The organism is Sphingobium fluminis (assembly GCF_037723805.1).
Taxonomy (GTDB): Bacteria; Pseudomonadota; Alphaproteobacteria; order Sphingomonadales; family Sphingomonadaceae; genus Sphingobium.
In genome coordinates this window covers 894,846-914,660 of record NZ_JBBJUK010000001.1, presented here as the reverse complement: position 1 = coordinate 914,660, position 19,815 = coordinate 894,846, and the positions used below count along the sequence as shown (strand labels likewise).

General features: G+C 63.0%; 17 protein-coding genes. 2 read left to right on the top strand and 15 right to left on the bottom strand.

The genetic code is table 11. From position 1 onward, the window contains the following. Nucleotides 1-59: 59 nt before the first annotated feature. From pnp to tpiA, 14 genes are all read right to left on the bottom strand, one after another. On the bottom strand, nucleotides 60-2,363 hold the full coding sequence (pnp, locus tag WG907_RS04720) for a polyribonucleotide nucleotidyltransferase (protein ID WP_340231468.1): 2,304 nt from the start codon (nucleotides 2,361-2,363) through the stop codon (nucleotides 60-62). 267 nt (nucleotides 2,364-2,630) lie between these two features. Further along, complete coding sequence (gene rpsO / locus WG907_RS04715; protein ID WP_043154400.1) at nucleotides 2,631-2,900, bottom strand: 30S ribosomal protein S15; 270 nt, start codon at nucleotides 2,898-2,900, stop codon at nucleotides 2,631-2,633. After that, complete coding sequence (gene truB / locus WG907_RS04710; RefSeq protein ID WP_340231467.1) at nucleotides 2,901-3,821, bottom strand: tRNA pseudouridine(55) synthase TruB; 921 nt, start codon at nucleotides 3,819-3,821, stop codon at nucleotides 2,901-2,903. It abuts the gene before it with no gap. Nucleotides 3,822-3,867: 46 nt separating this feature from the next. Next, nucleotides 3,868-4,764 (bottom strand): alpha/beta hydrolase, encoded by an 897-nt coding sequence (locus WG907_RS04705; RefSeq protein ID WP_340231466.1) that lies wholly within the window; start codon nucleotides 4,762-4,764, stop codon nucleotides 3,868-3,870. A gap of 69 nt (nucleotides 4,765-4,833) precedes the next feature. Next, a complete protein-coding gene (gene rbfA / locus WG907_RS04700; RefSeq protein ID WP_340231465.1) occupies nucleotides 4,834-5,229 on the bottom strand; it encodes a 30S ribosome-binding factor RbfA in 396 nt (131 codons plus the stop codon). A gap of 47 nt (nucleotides 5,230-5,276) precedes the next feature. After that, nucleotides 5,277-7,838, bottom strand: coding sequence for a translation initiation factor IF-2 (gene infB / locus WG907_RS04695; protein WP_340231464.1), 2,562 nt, complete (start codon nucleotides 7,836-7,838; stop codon nucleotides 5,277-5,279). 60 nt (nucleotides 7,839-7,898) lie between these two features. Then, on the bottom strand, nucleotides 7,899-8,564 hold the full coding sequence (locus WG907_RS04690; protein ID WP_340231462.1) for a DUF448 domain-containing protein: 666 nt from the start codon (nucleotides 8,562-8,564) through the stop codon (nucleotides 7,899-7,901). Nucleotides 8,565-8,627: 63 nt separating this feature from the next. Next, entirely contained in the window at nucleotides 8,628-8,864 is a 237-nt protein-coding gene (locus tag WG907_RS04685) for a tautomerase family protein (protein ID WP_340231461.1), read from the bottom strand. 5 nt (nucleotides 8,865-8,869) lie between these two features. Further along, nucleotides 8,870-10,441 carry a transcription termination factor NusA gene (gene nusA / locus WG907_RS04680; RefSeq protein ID WP_340231460.1) on the bottom strand — a complete coding sequence of 524 codons (1,572 nt, stop codon included), beginning with the start codon at nucleotides 10,439-10,441 and terminating at the stop codon, nucleotides 8,870-8,872. Nucleotides 10,442-10,454: 13 nt separating this feature from the next. After that, nucleotides 10,455-10,979, bottom strand: coding sequence for a ribosome maturation protein RimP (gene rimP, locus WG907_RS04675; RefSeq protein WP_340231459.1), 525 nt, complete (start codon nucleotides 10,977-10,979; stop codon nucleotides 10,455-10,457). A gap of 247 nt (nucleotides 10,980-11,226) precedes the next feature. Further along, nucleotides 11,227-12,906: a calcium-binding protein gene (locus tag WG907_RS04670; protein WP_340231458.1), complete on the bottom strand. Its 1,680-nt coding sequence runs from the start codon at nucleotides 12,904-12,906 to the stop codon at nucleotides 11,227-11,229. 148 nt (nucleotides 12,907-13,054) lie between these two features. Continuing rightward, the gene (gene pyrG, locus WG907_RS04665) at nucleotides 13,055-14,689 is read right to left on the bottom strand and encodes a CTP synthase (protein WP_340231457.1); all 1,635 of its coding nucleotides are present in this window, start codon (nucleotides 14,687-14,689) and stop codon (nucleotides 13,055-13,057) included. Between the two features lie 91 nt (nucleotides 14,690-14,780). Then, a complete protein-coding gene (gene secG, locus WG907_RS04660; protein WP_340231456.1) occupies nucleotides 14,781-15,161 on the bottom strand; it encodes a preprotein translocase subunit SecG in 381 nt (126 codons plus the stop codon). Between the two features lie 92 nt (nucleotides 15,162-15,253). Further along, nucleotides 15,254-15,994, bottom strand: a complete 741-nt coding sequence (gene tpiA / locus WG907_RS04655; protein WP_340231455.1) for a triose-phosphate isomerase — start codon at nucleotides 15,992-15,994, stop codon at nucleotides 15,254-15,256. Nucleotides 15,995-16,137: 143 nt separating this feature from the next. Between tpiA and WG907_RS04650 the strand changes: the two genes are divergently transcribed. Further along, nucleotides 16,138-18,087, top strand: a complete 1,950-nt coding sequence (locus WG907_RS04650; RefSeq protein ID WP_340231454.1) for a peptidylprolyl isomerase — start codon at nucleotides 16,138-16,140, stop codon at nucleotides 18,085-18,087. 9 nt (nucleotides 18,088-18,096) lie between these two features. After that, nucleotides 18,097-19,605, top strand: coding sequence for an anthranilate synthase component I (trpE, locus tag WG907_RS04645; protein WP_340231453.1), 1,509 nt, complete (start codon nucleotides 18,097-18,099; stop codon nucleotides 19,603-19,605). Between the two features lie 22 nt (nucleotides 19,606-19,627). On the opposite strand, the gene WG907_RS04640 is transcribed toward trpE, so the two are convergent. Continuing rightward, nucleotides 19,628-19,804, bottom strand: coding sequence for a YegP family protein (locus WG907_RS04640; RefSeq protein WP_340231451.1), 177 nt, complete (start codon nucleotides 19,802-19,804; stop codon nucleotides 19,628-19,630). Nucleotides 19,805-19,815: the final 11 nt, after the last annotated feature.

Here is a 19,815-nt window from a genome sequence, read left to right as displayed (position 1 = left end):
ATTAAAAAAAAGGCGCCCGGTCGAACCGGACGCCCTTCCTTTTCAGATGGCCAAGCCGATCAATCCTGGGTCAGGAAATCCGGCAGGCCGGCGTTCGAGCCGTCGTCGTCGCTCTTGCCGCCGGCGTCCGAACGCTCGCGGCGCGGACCCCGATCGCCGCCACGGCCGCCGCCATCGCGACGCGGGCCACGACCACGATCGCCCCGGTCGCCGCGATCACCACGGGGCTCGCGCGGTTCGCGGGCAGGACGGGTATCCTCCAGCTCTTCGCCGGTCTCCTGATCCACGACGCGCATCGACAGGCGCACCTTGCCGCGCGGGTCGATCTCGAGAACCTTGACCTTCACCTCCTGGCCTTCCGACACGACATCGGTCGGCTTTTCGACGCGCTCGTTGCGCATTTCGGACACGTGGACGAGACCGTCCTTGCCGCCCATGAAGTTCACGAAGGCGCCGAAATCGACGATGTTGACGACCTTGCCGTCATAGACCTTGCCGACTTCCGCTTCCTGCGTGATGCCGAGAATCCACTTGCGCGCGGCCTCGATCTGCGCCGGATCGGACGAGCTGATCTTGATCAAGCCCTCATCGTCGATATCGACCTTCGCGCCGGTTTCGGCGACGATCTCGCGGATCACCTTGCCCCCGGTGCCGATCACTTCGCGGATCTTCGACTTGTCGATCTGCAACGTCTCGATGCGCGGCGCGTGCGCCGACAATTCGGTGCGGGTCGAGGACAGCGCCTTGCTCATTTCGCCAAGGATGTGCGCGCGGCCTTCCTTCGCCTGATTGAGCGCGACTTCAAAGATTTCCCGCGTGATGCCGGCGATCTTGATGTCCATCTGCATCGTCGTGATGCCGACTTCGGTGCCCGCGACCTTGAAGTCCATGTCGCCCAGATGATCTTCGTCACCCAGGATGTCGGACAGGACGGCGAAATCCTTGCCTTCCAGGATCAGGCCCATGGCGATGCCGGAGACAGGGCGCTTCAAAGGCACGCCCGCATCCATCATCGAGAGCGAACCGCCGCAGACAGTCGCCATCGAGGACGAGCCATTCGACTCGGTGATGTCCGACAGAACGCGGATCGTGTAGGGGAACTCGTCTTTGGTCGGCAGCACGGGGTGCAGCGCGCGCCAGGCGAGCTTGCCGTGACCGACTTCGCGGCGACCCGGCGCGCCGAACCGGCCGACTTCACCGACCGAATAGGGCGGGAAGTTGTAGTGCAGCATGAAGTTTTCATAATGCAGGCCGGTCAGGCCGTCGATCATCTGCTCGCTTTCCTTGGTGCCCAAGGTGGTGGTGCAGATCGACTGGGTCTCGCCACGCGTAAACAGCGCAGACCCATGCGTGCGTGGCAGGAAGCCGACCATCGCCTCGATTGGGCGAATCTGCGTGGTCGAGCGGCCGTCAATGCGGCTGCCGTCCTTGAGGATCGCGCCACGCACGATTTCGGCTTCCAGCTTCTTGGTCAGCTTGATGCCGGCCATCACCGTCTGGGCATCCAGGCCCTCGGCGGTGAAGCTGGCCTTCGCCTTCGCGCGGGCTTCGTTCAGCAGGTTAGACCGCTGCGACTTGTCGGTGATCTTGTAGGCAGCGGCAATGTCCGCGCCGATCAGCTTCTTGAGCTTGCCCTTCAGTTCGCCCAGATCATCGCCCTTGGCCATGTCCCAAGGCTCCTTGGCGGCCTTTTCGGCAAGCTTGATGATCGCTTCGACGATCTTCTTGCTGGCGTCATGCGCGAACAGGACGGCGCCCAGCATGACCTCTTCCGAAAGCTCCTTGGCTTCGGATTCGACCATCATCACGGCGTCATGCGTCGCGGCGACGACCAGGTCGAGTTCGCCGGCCTTGGCTTCGTCCAGCGAGGGGTTGAGGATATATTCGCCATTCTGATAGCCGACGCGGGCCGCGCCGATCGGACCCATGAAGGGGACGCCCGACAGGGTGAGCGCGGCCGAAGCGGCGATCATCGCGACGATATCGGGCTCGCTGTCGCCATCGAACGACAGCACCTGGGCGATGACGTTGATTTCGTTATAGAAGCCTTCGGGGAACAGCGGACGGAGCGGACGGTCGATCAGGCGGGAAACCAGCGTTTCCTTTTCCGTCGCGCCACGCTCGCGCTTGAAGAAGCCACCCGGAATGCGACCGGCGGCCGAATATTTTTCCTGATAATGGACGGTAAGCGGGAAGAAGTCCTGCCCATCCTTCACCGACTTGGCGGCGGTCACGGCGCACAGCACCACCGTCTCGCCATAGGTCGCCAGCACAGCGGCGTCGGCCTGACGCGCGATGCGGCCGGTTTCGAGGGTCAGCGTCTTGCCGGCCAGCTCGATCGAAACTTTCTTGACATCAAACATAGATTTTTCCTTTGCCCGCATCGGCCCTATTGCCGGGCGGGGCCTTTGGTCGCGGGCTAAACCGGCCCGCGGCGGTATGAGGCGTTTTCCCTTGCCCCGACGGCGGCCCCGCCGAATTGCGAGACTGCCAGATTGCTGTTCCCCGGCGAAGGCCGGGGTCCAGCTACATTGAAATCGAACCTGTCCGCCCTGGCTGCCCTGGATCCCGACCTTCATCGGGATGACCAAAACGTAAACGGCCCGCCGAAGCGGGCCGAACTTATTGGGTCACTTCCGCAGCCCCAGCTTGGCGATCAGGTCGGTGTAGCGCGCCTGATCCTTCTTCTTGAGATAGTCCAGAAGCGAACGACGCTTGTTGACCATCATCAACAAGCCGCGACGGCTGTGATTATCCTTATGATGACCCTTGAAATGCTCGGTCAGGTTCGTGATCCGCTCGGTCAGGATCGAAACCTGAACCTCGGGGGAACCCGTATCGCCTTCGGCGCGGGCATGTTCCTTGATTAGCGCTTCCTTGCGCTCAGCCGTGATCGTCATCTATTCTTCTTCCTTCGACATCAGGTTGAAACCGCGCACCACCCGGATTTCTCCGCCTTCCGCATTCACCAGGGCAACGGGGATAATCCCGTCGATGGCGAGGTGAAGACCTGTGGCAACGCCTGCCCCGTCCAGTATGCGCCCCTGACGGAGCGCCAACGCCTGATCGGGGTCGACTGGCAGAGCCGGGATGTCGTCCAGCCCTGTCGTCAACGGCAGCATAAGCTGGCCGATTTCGCGCTCGTTAGCAGCCTGCCGCAATTTGTCCAGCGAAATTGCCTGGTCCAGGCCGAACGGCCCTGCCTTCACTCGCCGCAACATGGTGACATGACCCACCGTGCCAAGCGCCCGCGCGATGTCGCGCGCGAGGGAGCGGATATAGGTGCCCTTGGAGACATGGGCCGTGAGGGTGAGCGTGGCGAGCAGACCCTCCCCCTCCGCCAGCTCGAACCGAACGGGCGTAAGCGCATGGATCGTCACCGACCGCAGCTTCATCTCCACATCCTGCCCCGCTCGCGCCAGATCATAGGCCCGCTGACCGTCGATCAGGATGGCGCTATAGGCGGGCGGCGCCTGTTCGATCGAGCCGGTAAAGCGGGGCAGGATCGCCTCCACCTCCGCCAGCGTCGGGCGGTGATCGCTGGTCGCAATGATCGCGCCTTCCAGATCGAGCGTGTCGGTCTGCGTCCCGAAAGCCACCGTGAAATCATAGATTTTATCGCTGTCGAGCATCCGCCCGGCGAGCTTGGTCGCCTCGCCCACCGCCACGGGCAGGACGCCGGTCGCCAGCGGATCGAGCGTACCGCCATGGCCGACCTTGCACTTACCCGCGCCACTGTCGCGAAGGGCGCGCTTGACGGCTGCCACCGCCTGCGTCGAGCCCAGGCCATGCGGTTTGTCGAGGATGATCCAGCCGTGCATCGCCCGCCCCTATAGTGCGGCGACGCGGCTGTCAGCCCTTAGCTTCTCAGCGCGCGGTCGGCGCGACGCTCTTGAGAAAGCGGACCAGCGCGTCGGCGAGCGCGATGCGCTTGTCTGAAAAACTATGGTCAGTCGGCCAGACCATCAATTGCGCATCCGGGTTGCCGCCCTGCGCCTGTGCCCCCAGCTTCCGCGCGGTTGCGCCTATTCCCCGCTCGGCGCCGACGATCGTCAGCGGCCGGCGGGCATAGGCGATCAGGCGATGACCCAGATCGAACCGGTCTGCATGCGTCCTGATCTCGGCCGTCAAACTGTCGTAGGTCGCCCCGGCAAGCGGCGGCAGGTCGCCCGCGACCTCCGCTTTCCAGGCCGCCTCGCCCTGTGGCGTGGCGAGCGACTCCGCCGTTTCCGAAGGGTCCCACGGGTCGATCAGGAACAGGCCCGCGACGCGCGGTTCGGCGGCGGCGGCGTCAGCGGCCATGAAACCGCCCATGCTGTGCCCGGCTACGACGATCGCGCTCGTGTCGACGCGATATCGGGCGACCGTCGCGGACTGTTCCAGAAAGAGCAGCGCCGTCCATGCATCCTGTGCCGCGTTGGCGAAGGAAAAAACGCCCGGACTGCCCCAGGACCCACGATAATGGAGCGTCAGCACATTCCATCCCGCGCGCCGCGCCGCCTGGGCTAGGTCGAGATTCTGCTCGTTGCCGGGAAAACCATGCAGCAGCAGCAGCGTGGGATGCGTGCCCGCACCGGCGGCGGTGTACATCACCCCGTTCATCGCACCGTCACCGGCGGGGATGACCAATGCGTCCATGCCCGCGGGATAGGCGGCGTCCGGCGCCGGGTCGGAAACGACGGCGGGATGCACCGGCGGTTCCTTCGCCCCCGCCGGCCCGGCCAGCAGTGCCAGCGCCATCACCAGTGCCTGAACGCGTCTCATCGCTCTATCCCCTTGCTTGCCTGCTGCGACAAAGACGATGGTTGCGGCAGCGGACCGTCGCCGCAGCCGTCACTCCTCGTCGGGCGTCATCAGGTCCTGCGCCACCTTGGGATCGCGCAGCAGCCTGTCGATATGGCTGCCCTCATCGAAACTGTCGTCGGCGAGAAATTTGAGCTTCGCCGCATATTTGAGCGTCATGCGGTGCGCGACCTCGCGCTGGAGATAAGCGGTGTTGGTGCGCAGCGCCTTCAACACCGCTTCCTCGTCCCGGCCGAGCAGCGGTTTGATAAAGACGGTGGCGTGCCGCAGATCGGGCGACATGCGCACTTCCGTCACGCTGACGACATGCTTCGCCAGCACATCGTCATGCACGTCGCCGCGCGCAAGGATTTCGGACAGGATGTGCCGCACCTGCTCGCCAACGCGAAGCAGACGCACGGCGCCACTCTCACTTTTCTGGGCCATAGACTATCGCTCCCCCCTCCCCTGAAAGGGAGGGGTTCCAAACCGGATCACAGCGTCCGGATGCGCTCTTCGACCTCGAACAGTTCCAGCGTATCGCCGGCCTTGATGTCATTGGTATCCTGAAGAACCGCACCGCACTCCATACCGGCACGGACTTCGGAGACATCGTCCTTGAAGCGCCGCAGCGAATGGATGACCGTCTTCGACACGATGACATCGTCGCGTGTGAGGCGCGCATTGAGCCCCTTGCGAATAACGCCTTCCTTGACGAGCAGGCCGGCCGCCTTGTCCTTCTTGCCCGCAGGAAAGACCTGCAACACTTCGGCGCGACCGACGATCGTTTCGATCCGTTCCGGCGCGAGCTGGCCCGCCATTTCGTTGCGGACTTCTTCGAGCAGATCGTAGATGACGTCATAATAGCGCAACGATATCTTTTCGCGCACCGCCAGCGGACGCGCCTTGGCATTGGGGCGGACGTTGAAGCCGATCAGCGGCGCACGGCTGGCCGATGCCAGCGTGACATCACTTTCAGTGATCGCGCCAACGCCGGAACTGAGGATCCGCACCTTGATCTCGTCGGTCGAAATACGGTTCAATGCGCTGACGATCGCTTCGACCGATCCCTGCACATCGCCGCGGATGACGACCGGATATTCGATCATGGTGGTGTTCAGCGCCGAGAACATGTTCTCGAAGTTCGTGGGAACAGACGCGGTCCGCTTGCGGGTGATCTGTTCCTGACGATAGGCGGCGACCTCGCGGGCGCGCGCCTCATTCTCCACGACCGACATCTGGTCGCCGGCCATCGGTACGCCCGACAATCCAAGAACTTCGACCGGGGTCGAAGGCCCGGCGGACTTCACCTGCTCGCCCTTGTCGTTGACCAGCGCGCGCACCTTGCCGCTTTCAGCGCCGATGACGAAAGTGTCACCAACCTTGAGCGTGCCCTTGCGCACCAGCACGGTTGCGACCGCGCCACGGCCCTTGTCCAGTTGCGCCTCGATCACATTGCCTTCGGCCGCCCGATCCGGGTTGGCCGACAATTCCATGACTTCGGCCTGAAGCAGGATCTTCTCGATCAGTTCGTCGAGACCCGTCTTCTTGGTGGCCGACACGAGCACGTCCTGGACCTCGCCGCCCATATCCTCGACGACGATCTCCTCGCTCAGCAGACGCTCGCGCACCTTCTGCGGATTGGCTTCGGGCTTGTCGATCTTGTTGATCGCCACAATCATCGGCACACCGGCTGCCTTGGTGTGGCGGATCGCCTCGATCGTCTGCGGCATCAGGCCGTCATCGGCCGCCACCACCAGAATGACGATATCGGTGACGTTCGCGCCACGCGCGCGCATCTCCGAAAACGCCTCATGGCCCGGCGTATCGAGGAAGGTGATGACATCGCCATTCTTGGTCGTCACCTGATAGGCGCCGATATGCTGGGTAATGCCGCCGCTTTCGCCCGACACGACGCTGGTGCCACGCAGCGCGTCCAGCAGGCTCGTCTTGCCGTGATCGACATGGCCCATGATCGTGACCACGGGCGCGCGATGCTTGAGCGTTTCGGGCGAATCCACATCGCCTTCGATCCCGGCCTCGACATCGGCTTCGGACACGCGCTGGATGCGATGGCCGAATTCCTCGACCAGCAGTTCGGCGGTATCCTGATCGATCGGCTGGTTCAGCGTAACAGCCGTCCCCATCTTGAACAGCGACTTGACCAGATCCGCACCCTTTTCGGCCATGCGGTTGGCGAGTTCCTGCACCGTGATGCTTTCGGGCACGACGACGTCGCGCACCTGTTTTTCACGCTGCTGCGCGCCACCGGCGAAATGGGCGCGACGTTCCTTTTCACGCGCGCGCTTGAGCGCGGCGAGACTGCGGGCGCGGGCGCTGTCGTCATCGGCCAGCGCCTTGGTCACGGTCAGCTTGCCTGCCTGGCGGCGATTATCCTCGCCGCGCTTGGTGCGGTCGGCCTTTGGCGGTTCGGGCCGCTTGACCGGGGCAACCGGCGTAAAGCGGCGCGGCGGCGGCGTGGTCGTTCCGGTGCTGGCGGCTGGAGCCTCCTCAGCCACAGGCACCGCTGCCTCGACGGCTTCAGCTACGGGCGCAGCAGGCGAAGCGGCTGGCACTTCGACAGCAGGGGCGGCCGTTTCGACCGGCAGCGCTGGTGCTTCGGCAGCGTTACGGCTTTCCTCGACCCGGCGCTTTTCATCCTCGATCGCCGCAAGCCGCGCAGCATCCTCGCGACGACGCGCGTCTTCCTGCGCGTTCATGCGCGCTTCTTCGGCTTCGCGCAGCAGCTTGGCCTGCAATTCCTGACGCGACATCAGGCTCGACTGGGGGGCAGGGCGCGGGGCCGGCTGCTGCGAACGCGGCGGCGGCGCGGCAGGCGTGGGTGCAGCGACGGGCGCGGGCGTCGGATCGGGCTGGGGCGCGAGCGCGGAAGCTTCGCCCGGCTTGCCCAGGATGCGGCGCCGCTTCACCTCGACCACGACCGTATTCTTACGGCCATGGCTGAACTGCTGCTGCACCTGGCCGGATTCCACGGTCCGCTTGATGCCCAACGGCTTGCGACCCAGAACCGGCTTGTCTTCCTTGCTGTCACTCATACGACTGAACTTAACCCTTCACTTACATCACCGGCCGGCCTTCAGCGCCGACGCATCATTTCATGCAACCTGGGCGCCCGGCGCATCGGCGGAGTCCTGCTCCCCCTGCACGGGCGCCTCGGTAGCGCAACCCAGATAGCTTTCCAAGCGGCCCAGGGCCGCGCGCAAGCGTATCGCCGCGCGCGAGTCGGTTACCGCGATATGGACGACATTATCGCGCCCCATTGCCATAGATAGGGCGTCCCGGTCCACAGGCAAGACGAGGCCGGCAAGATCCGCGCCTTCCGCTTCCTGCCCGACACGCAGCGCCTGATCGAGTTTGCGATTGCCGTCCGACGCCGCATCGCCGGCATGGAGCAGCAGATGGACGATGCCCTTGCGGCACGCCACCTCGATCTTTTCCGATCCCGTGAGCAGCATCGACGCCTTTGCTTCCAGACCCAGCCGATCGAGCAGCGCCTTGCGCAGTCCCGTTTCGATCAGGTCGGCAAGGCCGTCGGCAATGTGCAGATCACCGGTCTTGAACGCGCGGGCAAGCGCGCCCTTCAGCTTGCCCTTGGCCAGCGCCGTTTCGAGTTCAGCCCGTGTAACGCCTATCCATGCGCCCCGTCCCGGCGCCTTGGCACGGATATCAGGCAGGACCTGTCCTTCCGGTCCAACCGCAAGCCGGACCAGCATGTCGGGATCGGCGCGGTCGCCCGTTAAAATGCATTTGCGTTCGGTCATGCCTGCCCCTCCGCCCAAACGGATGAACCTGCAACCCCGAAGCTGTCGAGAGCGCCTAAACTCTCATTGGGGAGAGACCGCAGCACTGGCGTCCTCCCTTGGTTGAGAGCTGGACGCCCGGTCTGCGATCAACTGACCGCCCGCGCCATAATTTTCTGTCGACAGTTCCGTGATATTGATCTGTACCGCAGCCGCCGGCTTCCCCAGCCGCTCAACGAGCGACCGGGTGATGTCGGTTACCAACGCGGCTTTCTGCTCGCGGGTGGCGCTGCCGGCCAGACGGATGTCGACAAATGGCATGGGTGTCAGGCTTCCTCGTCTTCGAACCAGTGCGCGCGGGCGGCCATGATGATCTCATTGCCCTGCTCTTCGGACAGGCCGAACGCCGCCAGAACGCCGCCCTTGTCCTCGGACACTTCGGTCTTGCGGCGGCGCTGATCGACCCGCTTCTTCTGCACCAGCTCGTCGGTGGCGAGATCGGCGAGATCGTCGAGCGTCTTGATGCCCGCCTTGCCGAGCGTCACCAGCATCGCCTCGGTCAGATGCGGGATTTCGGCCAGCGCATCCTCGACGCCCATCGCCTGACGCTCTTCACGCGCAGCCGCTTCGCGCCGATCGAGCGCTTCCTGCGCCCGGTTCTGCAACTCGGCGGCCAGATCGTCGTCAAAGCCTTCGATGGAGGCCAACTCGTCGATGCTGACATAAGCAACCTCTTCCAGCTCGCCGAAACCTTCGGCGACCAGGAGCTGCGACAGCGTCTCGTCCACATCCAGTTCGTTCTGGAACAGTTCGGACCGGGTCACGAACTCCTTCTGGCGTTTTTCGCTGGCGTCGGCTTCGGTCATGATGTCGATCGCCTTGCCGGTCAGCTGGCTGGCGAGACGAACATTCTGGCCGCGACGGCCGATGGCGAGGCTCAGCTGATCGTCAGGCACCACGACCTCAATCCGCTCTTCTTCCTCGTCGATGACGACGCGGCTGACCTGGGCTGGCTGAAGCGCATTGACGACGAAGGTCGCCGTATCTTCCGACCAGGGAATGATGTCGATCTTTTCGCCCTGCATTTCCTGCACGACGGCCTGCACCCGGCTGCCCTTCATGCCGACGCAGGCGCCGACCGGATCGATGCTGCCGTCACGGCTGATGACGCCGATCTTGGCGCGGCTGCCCGGATCGCGGGCGGCGGCCATGATGGTGATTACGCCATCGTAAATTTCGGGGACTTCCTGCGCGAACAGCTTCTTCATGAAGTCGGGATGCGCGCGGCTGAGGAAAATCTGCGGCCCGCGATTTTCGCGGCGCACGTTAAGGATCACCGAACGGATGCGGTCGCCGACGCGAACGACTTCGCGCGGGATCTGCTGATCGCGGCGGATGACGCCCTCGGCGCGGCCCAGATTGACGACGACATGACCGAATTCGACCGATTTCACCACGCCGGTGATAATCTCGCCGACGCGATCCTTGAATTCTTCATGCTGGCGCTCGCGCTCGGCATCGCGGACCTTCTGGAAGATCACCTGCTTGGCGGACTGGGCATCGATGCGGCCAAGGTCGATAGCGGGCAGCGGATCGACGATGAAGTCGCCGACGACGGCGCCCTTTTGCAGCTTTTCAGCCGCCTTGATATCGACCTGCTTGAAATAATCCTCGACTGTGTCGACGACTTCCACGACGCGCCACAGGCGAAGATCGCCGGTATCGGGATCGAGCTTGGCGCGAATATCATTTTCGGCGCCATAGCGGGCACGAGCGGCGCGCTGGATCGCGTCCTCCATCGCTTCGATGACGATCGCCTTGTCGATCATCTTTTCGGATGCGACGCTGTTGGCGATCGCGATCAGTTCGGCCCTATTGGCGGAAATGGCGTTGGCCATGGCTAGTGAACCCTTATCCTTCGGTTTCGATTTCGTCCGCGCCTTCGGAAGACAGCGGCATGGTAGCAGAAATAAGTGCGTCGGTCAGCACCAGCTTGGCGCCCTCGATCAGGGCAAAGGGGATGACGACATCACCCACTTTGGTATCCTTGAACTGTACTTCGTCGCCCTCGACACCGCCAAGCACGCCCTTGAACGTCTTGCGCCCGCCAATGGCTTCGGTCACCGTGATCCGGGCTTCGAACCCGCCCCACTCCACAAAGTCGTGCAAGCGGGTCAACGGCCGGTCGATGCCGGGCGAACTGACTTCCAGCCGATAGGCTTCCTCGATCGGGTCGACCTCATCGAACAGGTCCGACAACCGGCGCGAGATCGTCATGCAATCTTCGATCACCAGTTGCCGCGTTTCGCGCCGCTCGGCCATGATCTGCAAGGTGCGTTCGTCACCCGATCCGAACAGCTTCACGCGCACCAGGTCAAAGCCCAGGGCCTTTACCTCGGGTTCGATCAATGCTGTCAGTTCGGCGATGTCCGCCATGCACGTCTCCGGCAAATATCATATATGCTCGTCACCGCCGCAGACCGTTTGGCCTGCGACCCTGACATGTTTGACGATGTAAGGAAGCAAGCGCGATATAGGTGGGAAGCTGGAAAGCTGCAACATTAATCGTGCAGCCATTCCTTAGCGAACTCGCGTCAAGAGAATGTCGATCGCAGGAACTTCTGCTCAAGCCGATGCAGCGATATTGAAGGCGGGCGGGCAATTCCCCCGCTCGCCCGCAGCATCACGCTACCCAGAGATCGCTGGCAAGCAACGTGGTGCCTGGCGAAAAGGTCGCGATCGACACGATGCCGGTCGCTCCAAGCCCGTCGGGATCGTAACGCAGGTCACCGGCGGTTTCGTTCCACAAAAAGGTCGGACGATAGGAAAAGACCGTGCCGTCGGTCACGAAATCGGCCTCGCTCGCCTGGACTGCACCTGGTGTCGGAATGCCGAACCAGTAGGTGGAGAAGCCCATCTTATCGACGCCCGATTCGAAATCGGTGATGGTGTCCCCGCCTTCACTTTCCCATCGCGTGTAAGCAAACAGGTCCGCATCGATTCCGCCGGTCAGTGTATCGCGCCCGTCTCCCCCGAACAGAGTATCGTCGCCAGCCCCGCCGAGTAAAATGTCGCGTCCGGCACCGCCACTCACGATGTCGTTACCTCCTCCGCCGCTCAAACTGTCATTGCCAGCGAAGCCCAACAGTTGGTTATTGTTGATGTCTCCGATAATTTCGTCGCTGAAATCGCTGCCCCAGACATTTTCGATCAAGAACAAGCGATCCCCCAAGGCCTCGCCACCGGAACCCAAGCCAAAAAAGGAAGAATTTGTGCTGTCGAAATAGTCGCCAAGGCCAAGGGCAACGCCCGAAGTCGCATCACGATAGGATACCGCGTCGACTCCGGCGTCACCGGAAATATAATCAGCGCCCGTGCCCCCTGACAGCATGTCATTACCCTCACCGCCGAACAGACTGTCATTGCCAGCCCCTCCAAGCAAGATATCATCGCCACTACCACCAGAAAGGTTATCGTTGCCGTCAAAACCGAAAAGCTGGTCGCTGCCGAGCCCGCCGAATAACCCGTCGCCAGCAAAATGATTGCCCGACAATATATCATCGAAATCGGAGCCGATCAGACCCTCGATAGAAAATAGCACGTCGCCCGCCGCATCACCGGTGCCCCCACCAAATTCGATCGACTGCTCGACACCGCTGGTCGCAGTCTCATACGACACCAAATCCAATCCGTTGCCGCCGTCGAAAAAATCCGCGCCGGCGCCCCCGTCAAGCGTATCGCTACCGTCACCGCCCAGCAAAACATCCGCACCTGTGCCGCCCGACAGTGTGTCGCTTGACCCACCCCCCGCAAGATAATCGTCGCCATCCCCGCCGAAAAATCTGCCGCTACCGTTTCCACCTATGAAGAAATCGTTGCCGCTCTCGCCAAAAAATGTGCTGAGGCCACTATTTCCGTAAAAAATGTCGTTCCCGGATCCCCCATAAAAAGTAAGGGGATTATAACCGGGGCCGCCGAATATAATGTCGTCGCCGCCGAACAGACTATTTTGAAGTAATGAAAAATCTTTGTTTTGGAACGCAGCCCGAAAATCTGAAGCATCAACGCTGAATTGGCTAAATCCCAAAAAATCATAATAACCGGAAAGATATCCGAAAGACAATGAATTTACTACTCCGGCAACAGGCAAAAATTCATAAGCAGGGCGATCATAGGGAGGCCCATCAGCATAGATAAATCCTGATCCGGATATAGTAACATTAATAATTGGATAAGATCCGGAAATACTAACGGAATCTGAATTTGGGCTATTGCCATATACACGTTCATTATCATCAAATGAGCTACCAAGGAGCTGCTCAAATGGCAGAAGGCCAGTATAGCCTACAGCAACTATCGTCATGAACATGTTCCTTTGAGCAACGCCAAATTTCTTACTAGGCGCTCGTTCAGACGCTGAACGATAGCGTAGCGAAGTATCCACCCCAACTTTGCATTAGGGCTGTCCACTAGCAAGCGATTCGGCCCAAAAAAAGCGTTTGACCAGCAGGTTAAACCAGCCGACTCTGCTTCACCGCCGCCTCGATAAAGCTCGCGAACAGGGGATGTGGGTCGAACGGCTTGCTCTTGAGTTCCGGGTGGAACTGCACGCCAACGAACCAGGGATGGTCCGGCCGCTCGACGATTTCGGGCAGCATGCCGTCCGGCGACATGCCCGAAAAGATCAGCCCGCCCTTTTCCAGCGGCTCGCGATAGCCGGCGTTGACTTCATAACGATGGCGATGCCGCTCGCTGATGTCGCCCGCACCATAGATGCCAGCGACCACGCTGTTGCCATCCAGCTTGGCCGGATAAGCGCCCAGCCGCATCGTGCCGCCAAGGTCGGTCTCGGCGGTGCGCTTCTGCAACCCCTCGGCGCTCATCCATTCGGTGATGAGGCCCACGACCGGCTCAGACGTCTCGCCAAATTCGGTGGTGGAGGCATGGGGGATGCCCGCCGTGTTCCGCGCACCCTCGATACAGGCCATCTGCATGCCCAGGCAAATGCCGAAAAAGGGCACGCCCCGTTCGCGCGCGAAGCGGACGCTGGCGATCTTGCCTTCCGAGCCGCGCACGCCGAAGCCGCCGGGTACGAGAATGCCGTGCATCGGCTCCAGCCGCGACGCGATGTCCTCGCCTTCTTCCTCGAACAATTCGGCGTCGAGCCACTTCACGTTGACCTTCACCCGATTGGCGAAGCCGCCATGGGTCAGCGCCTCGTGCAGCGACTTATACGCATCGGGCAGGCCGACATATTTGCCGACCACGCCGATGGTGACTTCGCCTTCCGGGTTCTGCTGGCGGTCCATGATGTCGGCCCAGCGGTCGAGCGTCGGGCTTGGCGCGCCCTCGATGCCAAAGGCGCGCAGCACTTCGATATCGAGCCCTTCGGCGTGATATTGCGCCGGCACGGCATAGATGCTGCTGGCGTCAAGCGCCGGGATCACCGCTTCGGGGCGGACATTGCAGAACAGCGCGATTTTGCGCCGTTCGCTTTCGGGCAGCGGCTTTTCGCAACGGCACAGCAATATGTCGGGCTGGATGCCCAGCGAGGTCAGTTCGCGCACGCTGTGCTGGGTCGGCTTGGTCTTCAGCTCGCCCGCCGCCGCGATATACGGCACCAGCGTCACATGGACGAAGATCGACTGGCCGCGATCGAGATCGTTATGGAGCTGGCGGATCGCCTCCATGAAGGGCAGCGATTCGATATCGCCGACCGTGCCGCCGATTTCGCACAGCACGAAATCGAGATCGTCCGTTTCCGCAAGCGCGAACGCCTTGATCTCGTCGGTAACGTGCGGGATGACCTGCACCGTCGCGCCCAGATAGTCGCCGCGCCGTTCCTTAGTGATGATCGTCTGATAGACGCGGCCCTGTGTCACATTGTCCGACTGGCGCGCCGAAACGCCGGTAAAGCGCTCATAATGGCCAAGGTCGAGATCGGTCTCCGCGCCATCGTCGGTCACATAGACTTCGCCATGCTGATAAGGCGACATCGTGCCCGGATCGACGTTGAGATAGGGATCGAACTTCCGGATTCGCACGCGATATCCACGCGCTTGCAGCAGCGCTGCAAGGGAAGCGGCCATTAGGCCTTTGCCAAGCGAGGAGACCACGCCGCCGGTGATGAAAATATACCGCGCCATGGGAGGGGAGGCTTAGCCTTATACAAACGAGTTGGGCAAGCGCGCGAATCCGCACGCCCGTTAAAAAATATCGCGCAATGCGATTGACGGGTTAGTTGGCGAGCGGGACCGCGCCGTTCGATGCGGCCCCGTTGCCGACAGCCTTGGCTGCGCCGGCCAGCGGGTCGGCGCTACCGGGTGCGGGCTGCGGCCCGGCCGGTGCGGTCGATGCGGGCTTCACCAGCGACGTGTCGATGGTGCCGGGCGCATGACGAGTCGAAGCGATCACCGCCAGCACGACCGAGAGGATGACGAAGATCGTCGCCAGCACCGTGGTAGAGCGCGTCAGGAAATCCGCCGCGCCGCGCGCCGACATCAGCCCCGCCGGGCTACCACCGACGCCCAGACCGCCACCTTCCGACCGCTGCATCAGAATGACGGTGACGAGGCAGGCGGCAATGATGGCCTGCACGACGAGGAGGAATGTGAACATGGGGGCGGCTGGGTCCGGGACAATGATGGGATGGCGGGCACATAGCGGGGATGGGCCGGCGGTTCAACCTGCCCTTCCCGCTTGCCAGGAATTCAGCCCGCCGCCGCTATCACCGGCTCGAACTTCGCGGCGGTCAGGCTCGCGCCGCCGACAAGGCCGCCGTCGACATCGGCGATAGCCATAAGCTCCGTGGCGTTGTCGCCGTTCATCGACCCACCATAGAGAATCCGCATCTTGTCCGCCTCCGCGCCGATCCTGCCGGCCAGCGCCGCCCGCAAAGCCGAATGCATCATGGCAACCGCTTCCATCGTCGGGATGCGGCCGGTGCCGATCGCCCAGATCGGCTCATAGGCGATCGCCAGCCAGTCCGCCGCCGCACCGTCCGGCAGTGAGGCGAGCAATTGCGCCGACACCACGGCCTCGGCATTACCGGCGTCGCGCACGTCCAGGCTTTCGCCCACGCACAGGATCACCTTAAGGCCAGCGGCCCTCGCCGCCAGCGCCTTGGCGGCAATATGGGCGTCGGTCTCGCCCTGATCCTGCCGCCGTTCGCTATGGCCGACGATGACCCAAGTCGCGCCGGCTTCGACGAGCATCTGTGCCGACAGGCAACCGGTATGCGCGCCGTTCGCGTTCATGTGGCAATCCTGGCCACCGATAAAGGCCCCGCCCTGCTTGTCCGACGCCGCCATGACCAGCGTCGCGGGCAGGCATAATCCTACCTCGACCGCCGGATGCGCGTCCGCGATCCGGTCGATTGCCTCGATTTCGGCCAGATGCGCGCGCATCCCGTTCATCTTCCAGTTGCCGACCACCAGCTTGCGCCTGCTCATCGATTGCCCATCCCTGTTGCCTGTTACGCTCGCCGATGGACGGCCCGACGGCATTTGTCCAGATCGCGCGCCATGGCGCACTTGCCGCCGCGGCGATCCCCGCCTAAAGCGTGCCGCCACATCTCCGCAGGTTCGGACGTTTCATGCTTTCAGTTTTTCGCCGCTTCATCAAATCGAAATATGGGGCGGCGTTCGCCCTGCTCTTCCTCGGCGTAATCGCGTTCGCCTTCATCGCGGGAGACATTAGTAGCGGCAAGTTCGGCGGGTCGATCGGCAGCGGCGATACGGTGGCGAAGGCTGGCAGGGCACGGCTTTCGTCGGCGGAATTTCAGGACCGCGTCCAGCGCGTGTTCGAAAATGCGCGCAAGGCCAATCCGGGCATGCAGATCGGCGATTTCCTGGCACAGGGCGGCGCGGCGCAGGTTCTCGACCAGCTGGTCGCCGCGATGACGCTGAAGGAATATGCCAAGGATCAGGGCGTGCATATCAGCAAGCGGCTGGTGGATGCGCAGATCGCGCAGATCCCCGCTTTTCAGGATGCCGCCGGCAATTTCAGCCAGGACATGTTCCGCCAACTGCTGGTGCGCGAACGCATCACCGAGCAGGCGTTGCGTGACGATATCGCGCGCGAAATTCTCGCCAAGCAGATACTCGGCCCGGTCGGTGTCGGCGTAAAGCTGACTGACAGCATGGTGCTGCCCTATGCGTCACTGTTGCTGGAGGCGCGGCAGGGAACGATCGCGGCTATTCCCGCCATCGCTTTCCTCGACAGCAAGGACCCGACCGACGCGCAACTGGCCGGTTATTATCAGCGCAATACAGCGCGGTTCACGATCCCAGAGCAGCGCAAGATCCGCTACGCAGTGATCGACGCCGAACGCTTCGCGCAAGCATCAGAGCCTACCGAAGCGGAGATCGCCGCCTATTTCAGCCAGAATAAGGCGCGCTATGCGGCGAAGGAAAGCCGCAGCATCGAGCAGCTGGTGCTGCCGACGCAGGCTGGGGCCAAGGCCATCGCCGATCAGGTGAGGGGCGGTAAGACCCTCGCGGCGGCCGCGCAGGGCGTCGGCCTTGCCGCAGCGACCCTTGCCGACCAGAGCCGCGAGGCACTGACCACGGCATCTTCGGCTGCCGTGGCGACTGCCGCCTTCGCGGCGAAACAAGGCGAGCTGGTCGGGCCGGTTCGGGGATCGCTCGGCTGGGTGCTGTTCCGTGTGACCGCCATCCAGGCGACACCTGCGCGTTCGCTGGACGCCGCGCGTAGCGAGATCGTAGAGGCGCTCCGGGCCCAGAAGCAGAAGCAGTTGCTGACCGACTTTACCGGCAAGATCGAGGATGAGATCGCCAATGGCGGTACTTTTGCCGAGGTCGTCAAGGATAATGGTCTGAAGCTGGAAACGAGCCCGTCGCTGCTCGCGAGCGGGAAGCAGGTCGACGATCCGGCCTTCGTGCCGACGCCTGACATCCGCGCGCTGCTTGGGCCCATCTTCTCGATGAGCGCGGACGATGACGCCCAACTGGTCCCGATCGTGCCGGACAAGCGCTATGCGCTCGCTGCACCGGGCGACATCGTCGCCGCCGCGCCGCCACCGCTCGCCAAGATCAAGGCGCTGGTGCTCGCCCAGTACAAACTCAATGCGGGCAATGAAAAGGCCAAGGCGCTGGCCGAACAGATCCGAACCAAGGTTGCCAAGGGCGCGAAAATGGCCGACGCGATCGCCGCCGCCGGGGTTCGCTTGCCCGCGCCACAGGTTGTGGGCGGTCGCCGCGCCGACATCATGCGGGGCGACCAGCGTCCGCCGGCCGAAGTCGCCATCCTCTTCGCGATGGCCGCAAATTCGGTTAAGACCATGCCGATCGGCCAGGATCGTGGCTATTTCGTCGTCCAGCTCAACGCCATCAAACGCGGCGATGCCGGCGGTCAGCCCGCGCTGCTCGGTCAGGTCCGCGACCAGCTGGGCGAAGTGGTAGGTCAGGAATATGGCCAGCAGTTCGAGCGCGCCGTCGAAAAGCAGCTCGGCGTCACCCGCAGGGCCAGTGCGCTGACGGACGTACAGCGCGCACTCGGCTCAAGCGGCAATGGCGCGCAATAGGAGCCGCATATGGGGGAAGATGGCGTAAAGGGCGCGCGGGCGATGCTGGCGGCGGGCCGCTCGGCGCTCATCTGGCGGCGGCAGATCGCCGACACCGACACCCCCATTTCCGCCGCGCTCAAGCTGTTCGAGCCGGATCGGGGCGACTTCCTGCTGGAGTCGGTGGAGGGCGGCGCGGTGCGCGGACGCTACAGCCTGATCGGCCTCGCCCCCGATCTCGTCTTTCGCGCGCAGGGCGGGAGCGCCGAGATCAACCGGCAATGGGCGACCGACCGCGGGGCCTTCGTCCCTGAAAGGTCCGACACACTCGAAGCCTTGCGCGCGCTCGTTGCCGAATGTCGGGCCGATCTCGACCCTGCGCTACCACCTGCGCTGGCCTGCCTGGTGGGGTATTTCGGCTATGAGACCGTGGGACTGGTCGAAAAACTGCCGCGTCCCTCGCCCAACCCGATCCAGTTGCCGGACATGCTGTTCGTACGGCCGACCGTCATCCTCGTGTTCGATCGGCTGGCCGATGCGCTCTATCTCGTCGCCCCGGTGTGGAAGGGCAGCTTTGCCGACGCCGATCGCGCGATCGAGGACGCACTCGCGCGAATCGACGCTGCCGCCGCCCGGCTCGCCGGGCCCACCCCTCAGCAGGACGTGCCGGGCGACATTGCCGATATCACGGTCACGCCGGCGCTGGAGCGGAGCCATTATGCCGCCATGGTCGATCGGGCGAAGGAATATATCGTTGCGGGCGATATCTTTCAGGTCGTGCTCGCGCAACGTTTCACCAGCCCCTTCACGCTGCCGCCGATCGCACTTTACCGCGCGTTGCGGCGGATCAATCCGTCACCCTTTCTTTATTATCTCGACCTGCCGGGCTTCGCGTTGATCGGCTCCAGCCCGGAAATTCTCGTTCGTGCGCGTGACGGTGAAGTCACGATCCGGCCGATCGCCGGCACCCGTCCCCGCGGCCGGAACGCCGTCGAGGATGTCGCCAACCGCGAAAGCCTGCTTGCCGACCCCAAGGAGCGCGCCGAACATCTGATGCTGCTCGACCTCGGCCGCAACGATGTCGGGCGAGTCGCCACCGCCGGCAGCGTGACCGTGACGGACAGCTATACCGTCGAATTCTACAGCCATGTCATGCATATCGTATCGAACGTGGTCGGTCGCTTGTCGCCGGAGAAAGACGCACTCGACGCGCTGTTCGCAGGCTTCCCGGCCGGCACGGTTTCGGGCGCGCCCAAGGTGCGGGCGTGCGAGATCATTGCCGAACTGGAACCGGAAACGCGCGGTGCCTATGCAGGCGGCGTCGGCTATTTCGGACCGGACGGCAATATGGACAGCTGCATCGTGCTGCGTACCGCCGTCCTGAAGGACGGCGTGATGCATGTGCAGGCGGGCGCGGGCATCGTCGCCGATTCCATCGCCGAATATGAACAGCGCGAATGCGAAGCGAAGAGCGGCGCGCTGCTCGCCGCCGCGCGCGAAGCGGTGGCGCTGGCGCGCGATGCGGGGTTCGGCCAGTAACGTCCCGCCGCCGCGCTTGAGCTTATTCCGCTTCCTCGACCGGCGCCCCGGGACCGTTTTTCAACACCGATTCGATAGCATTCTTCGCCCCAGCCTTGCTGGCATAGCCTTCGGTCCAGAAGATTGTTTCGCCATTATATTTGAACTTCGCGACGAAATCGCCAGCCTTGTTCTTCTCGATTACGAACTTGTGCGCCATGGTCATCCTCC

What these genes read in the sequence shown, in the direction of transcription:
- pnp (WP_340231468.1), bottom strand. Translation starts at nt 2,363, where the DNA reads ATGTTTGATGTCAAGAAAGTTTCGATCGAGCTGGCCGGCAAGACGCTG.
- rpsO (WP_043154400.1), bottom strand. Translation starts at nt 2,900, where the DNA reads ATGACGATCACGGCTGAGCGCAAGGAAGCGCTAATCAAGGAACATGCC.
- truB (WP_340231467.1), bottom strand. Translation starts at nt 3,821, where the DNA reads ATGCACGGCTGGATCATCCTCGACAAACCGCATGGCCTGGGCTCGACG.
- WG907_RS04705 (WP_340231466.1), bottom strand. Translation starts at nt 4,764, where the DNA reads ATGAGACGCGTTCAGGCACTGGTGATGGCGCTGGCACTGCTGGCCGGG.
- rbfA (WP_340231465.1), bottom strand. Translation starts at nt 5,229, where the DNA reads ATGGCCCAGAAAAGTGAGAGTGGCGCCGTGCGTCTGCTTCGCGTTGGC.
- infB (WP_340231464.1), bottom strand. Translation starts at nt 7,838, where the DNA reads ATGAGTGACAGCAAGGAAGACAAGCCGGTTCTGGGTCGCAAGCCGTTG.
- WG907_RS04690 (WP_340231462.1), bottom strand. Translation starts at nt 8,564, where the DNA reads ATGACCGAACGCAAATGCATTTTAACGGGCGACCGCGCCGATCCCGAC.
- WG907_RS04685 (WP_340231461.1), bottom strand. Translation starts at nt 8,864, where the DNA reads ATGCCATTTGTCGACATCCGTCTGGCCGGCAGCGCCACCCGCGAGCAG.
- nusA (WP_340231460.1), bottom strand. Translation starts at nt 10,441, where the DNA reads ATGGCCAACGCCATTTCCGCCAATAGGGCCGAACTGATCGCGATCGCC.
- rimP (WP_340231459.1), bottom strand. Translation starts at nt 10,979, where the DNA reads ATGGCGGACATCGCCGAACTGACAGCATTGATCGAACCCGAGGTAAAG.
- WG907_RS04670 (WP_340231458.1), bottom strand. Translation starts at nt 12,906, where the DNA reads ATGACGATAGTTGCTGTAGGCTATACTGGCCTTCTGCCATTTGAGCAG.
- pyrG (WP_340231457.1), bottom strand. Translation starts at nt 14,689, where the DNA reads ATGGCGCGGTATATTTTCATCACCGGCGGCGTGGTCTCCTCGCTTGGC.
- secG (WP_340231456.1), bottom strand. Translation starts at nt 15,161, where the DNA reads ATGTTCACATTCCTCCTCGTCGTGCAGGCCATCATTGCCGCCTGCCTC.
- tpiA (WP_340231455.1), bottom strand. Translation starts at nt 15,994, where the DNA reads ATGAGCAGGCGCAAGCTGGTGGTCGGCAACTGGAAGATGAACGGGATG.
- WG907_RS04650 (WP_340231454.1), top strand. Translation starts at nt 16,138, where the DNA reads ATGCTTTCAGTTTTTCGCCGCTTCATCAAATCGAAATATGGGGCGGCG.
- trpE (WP_340231453.1), top strand. Translation starts at nt 18,097, where the DNA reads ATGGGGGAAGATGGCGTAAAGGGCGCGCGGGCGATGCTGGCGGCGGGC.
- WG907_RS04640 (WP_340231451.1), bottom strand. Translation starts at nt 19,804, where the DNA reads ATGGCGCACAAGTTCGTAATCGAGAAGAACAAGGCTGGCGATTTCGTC.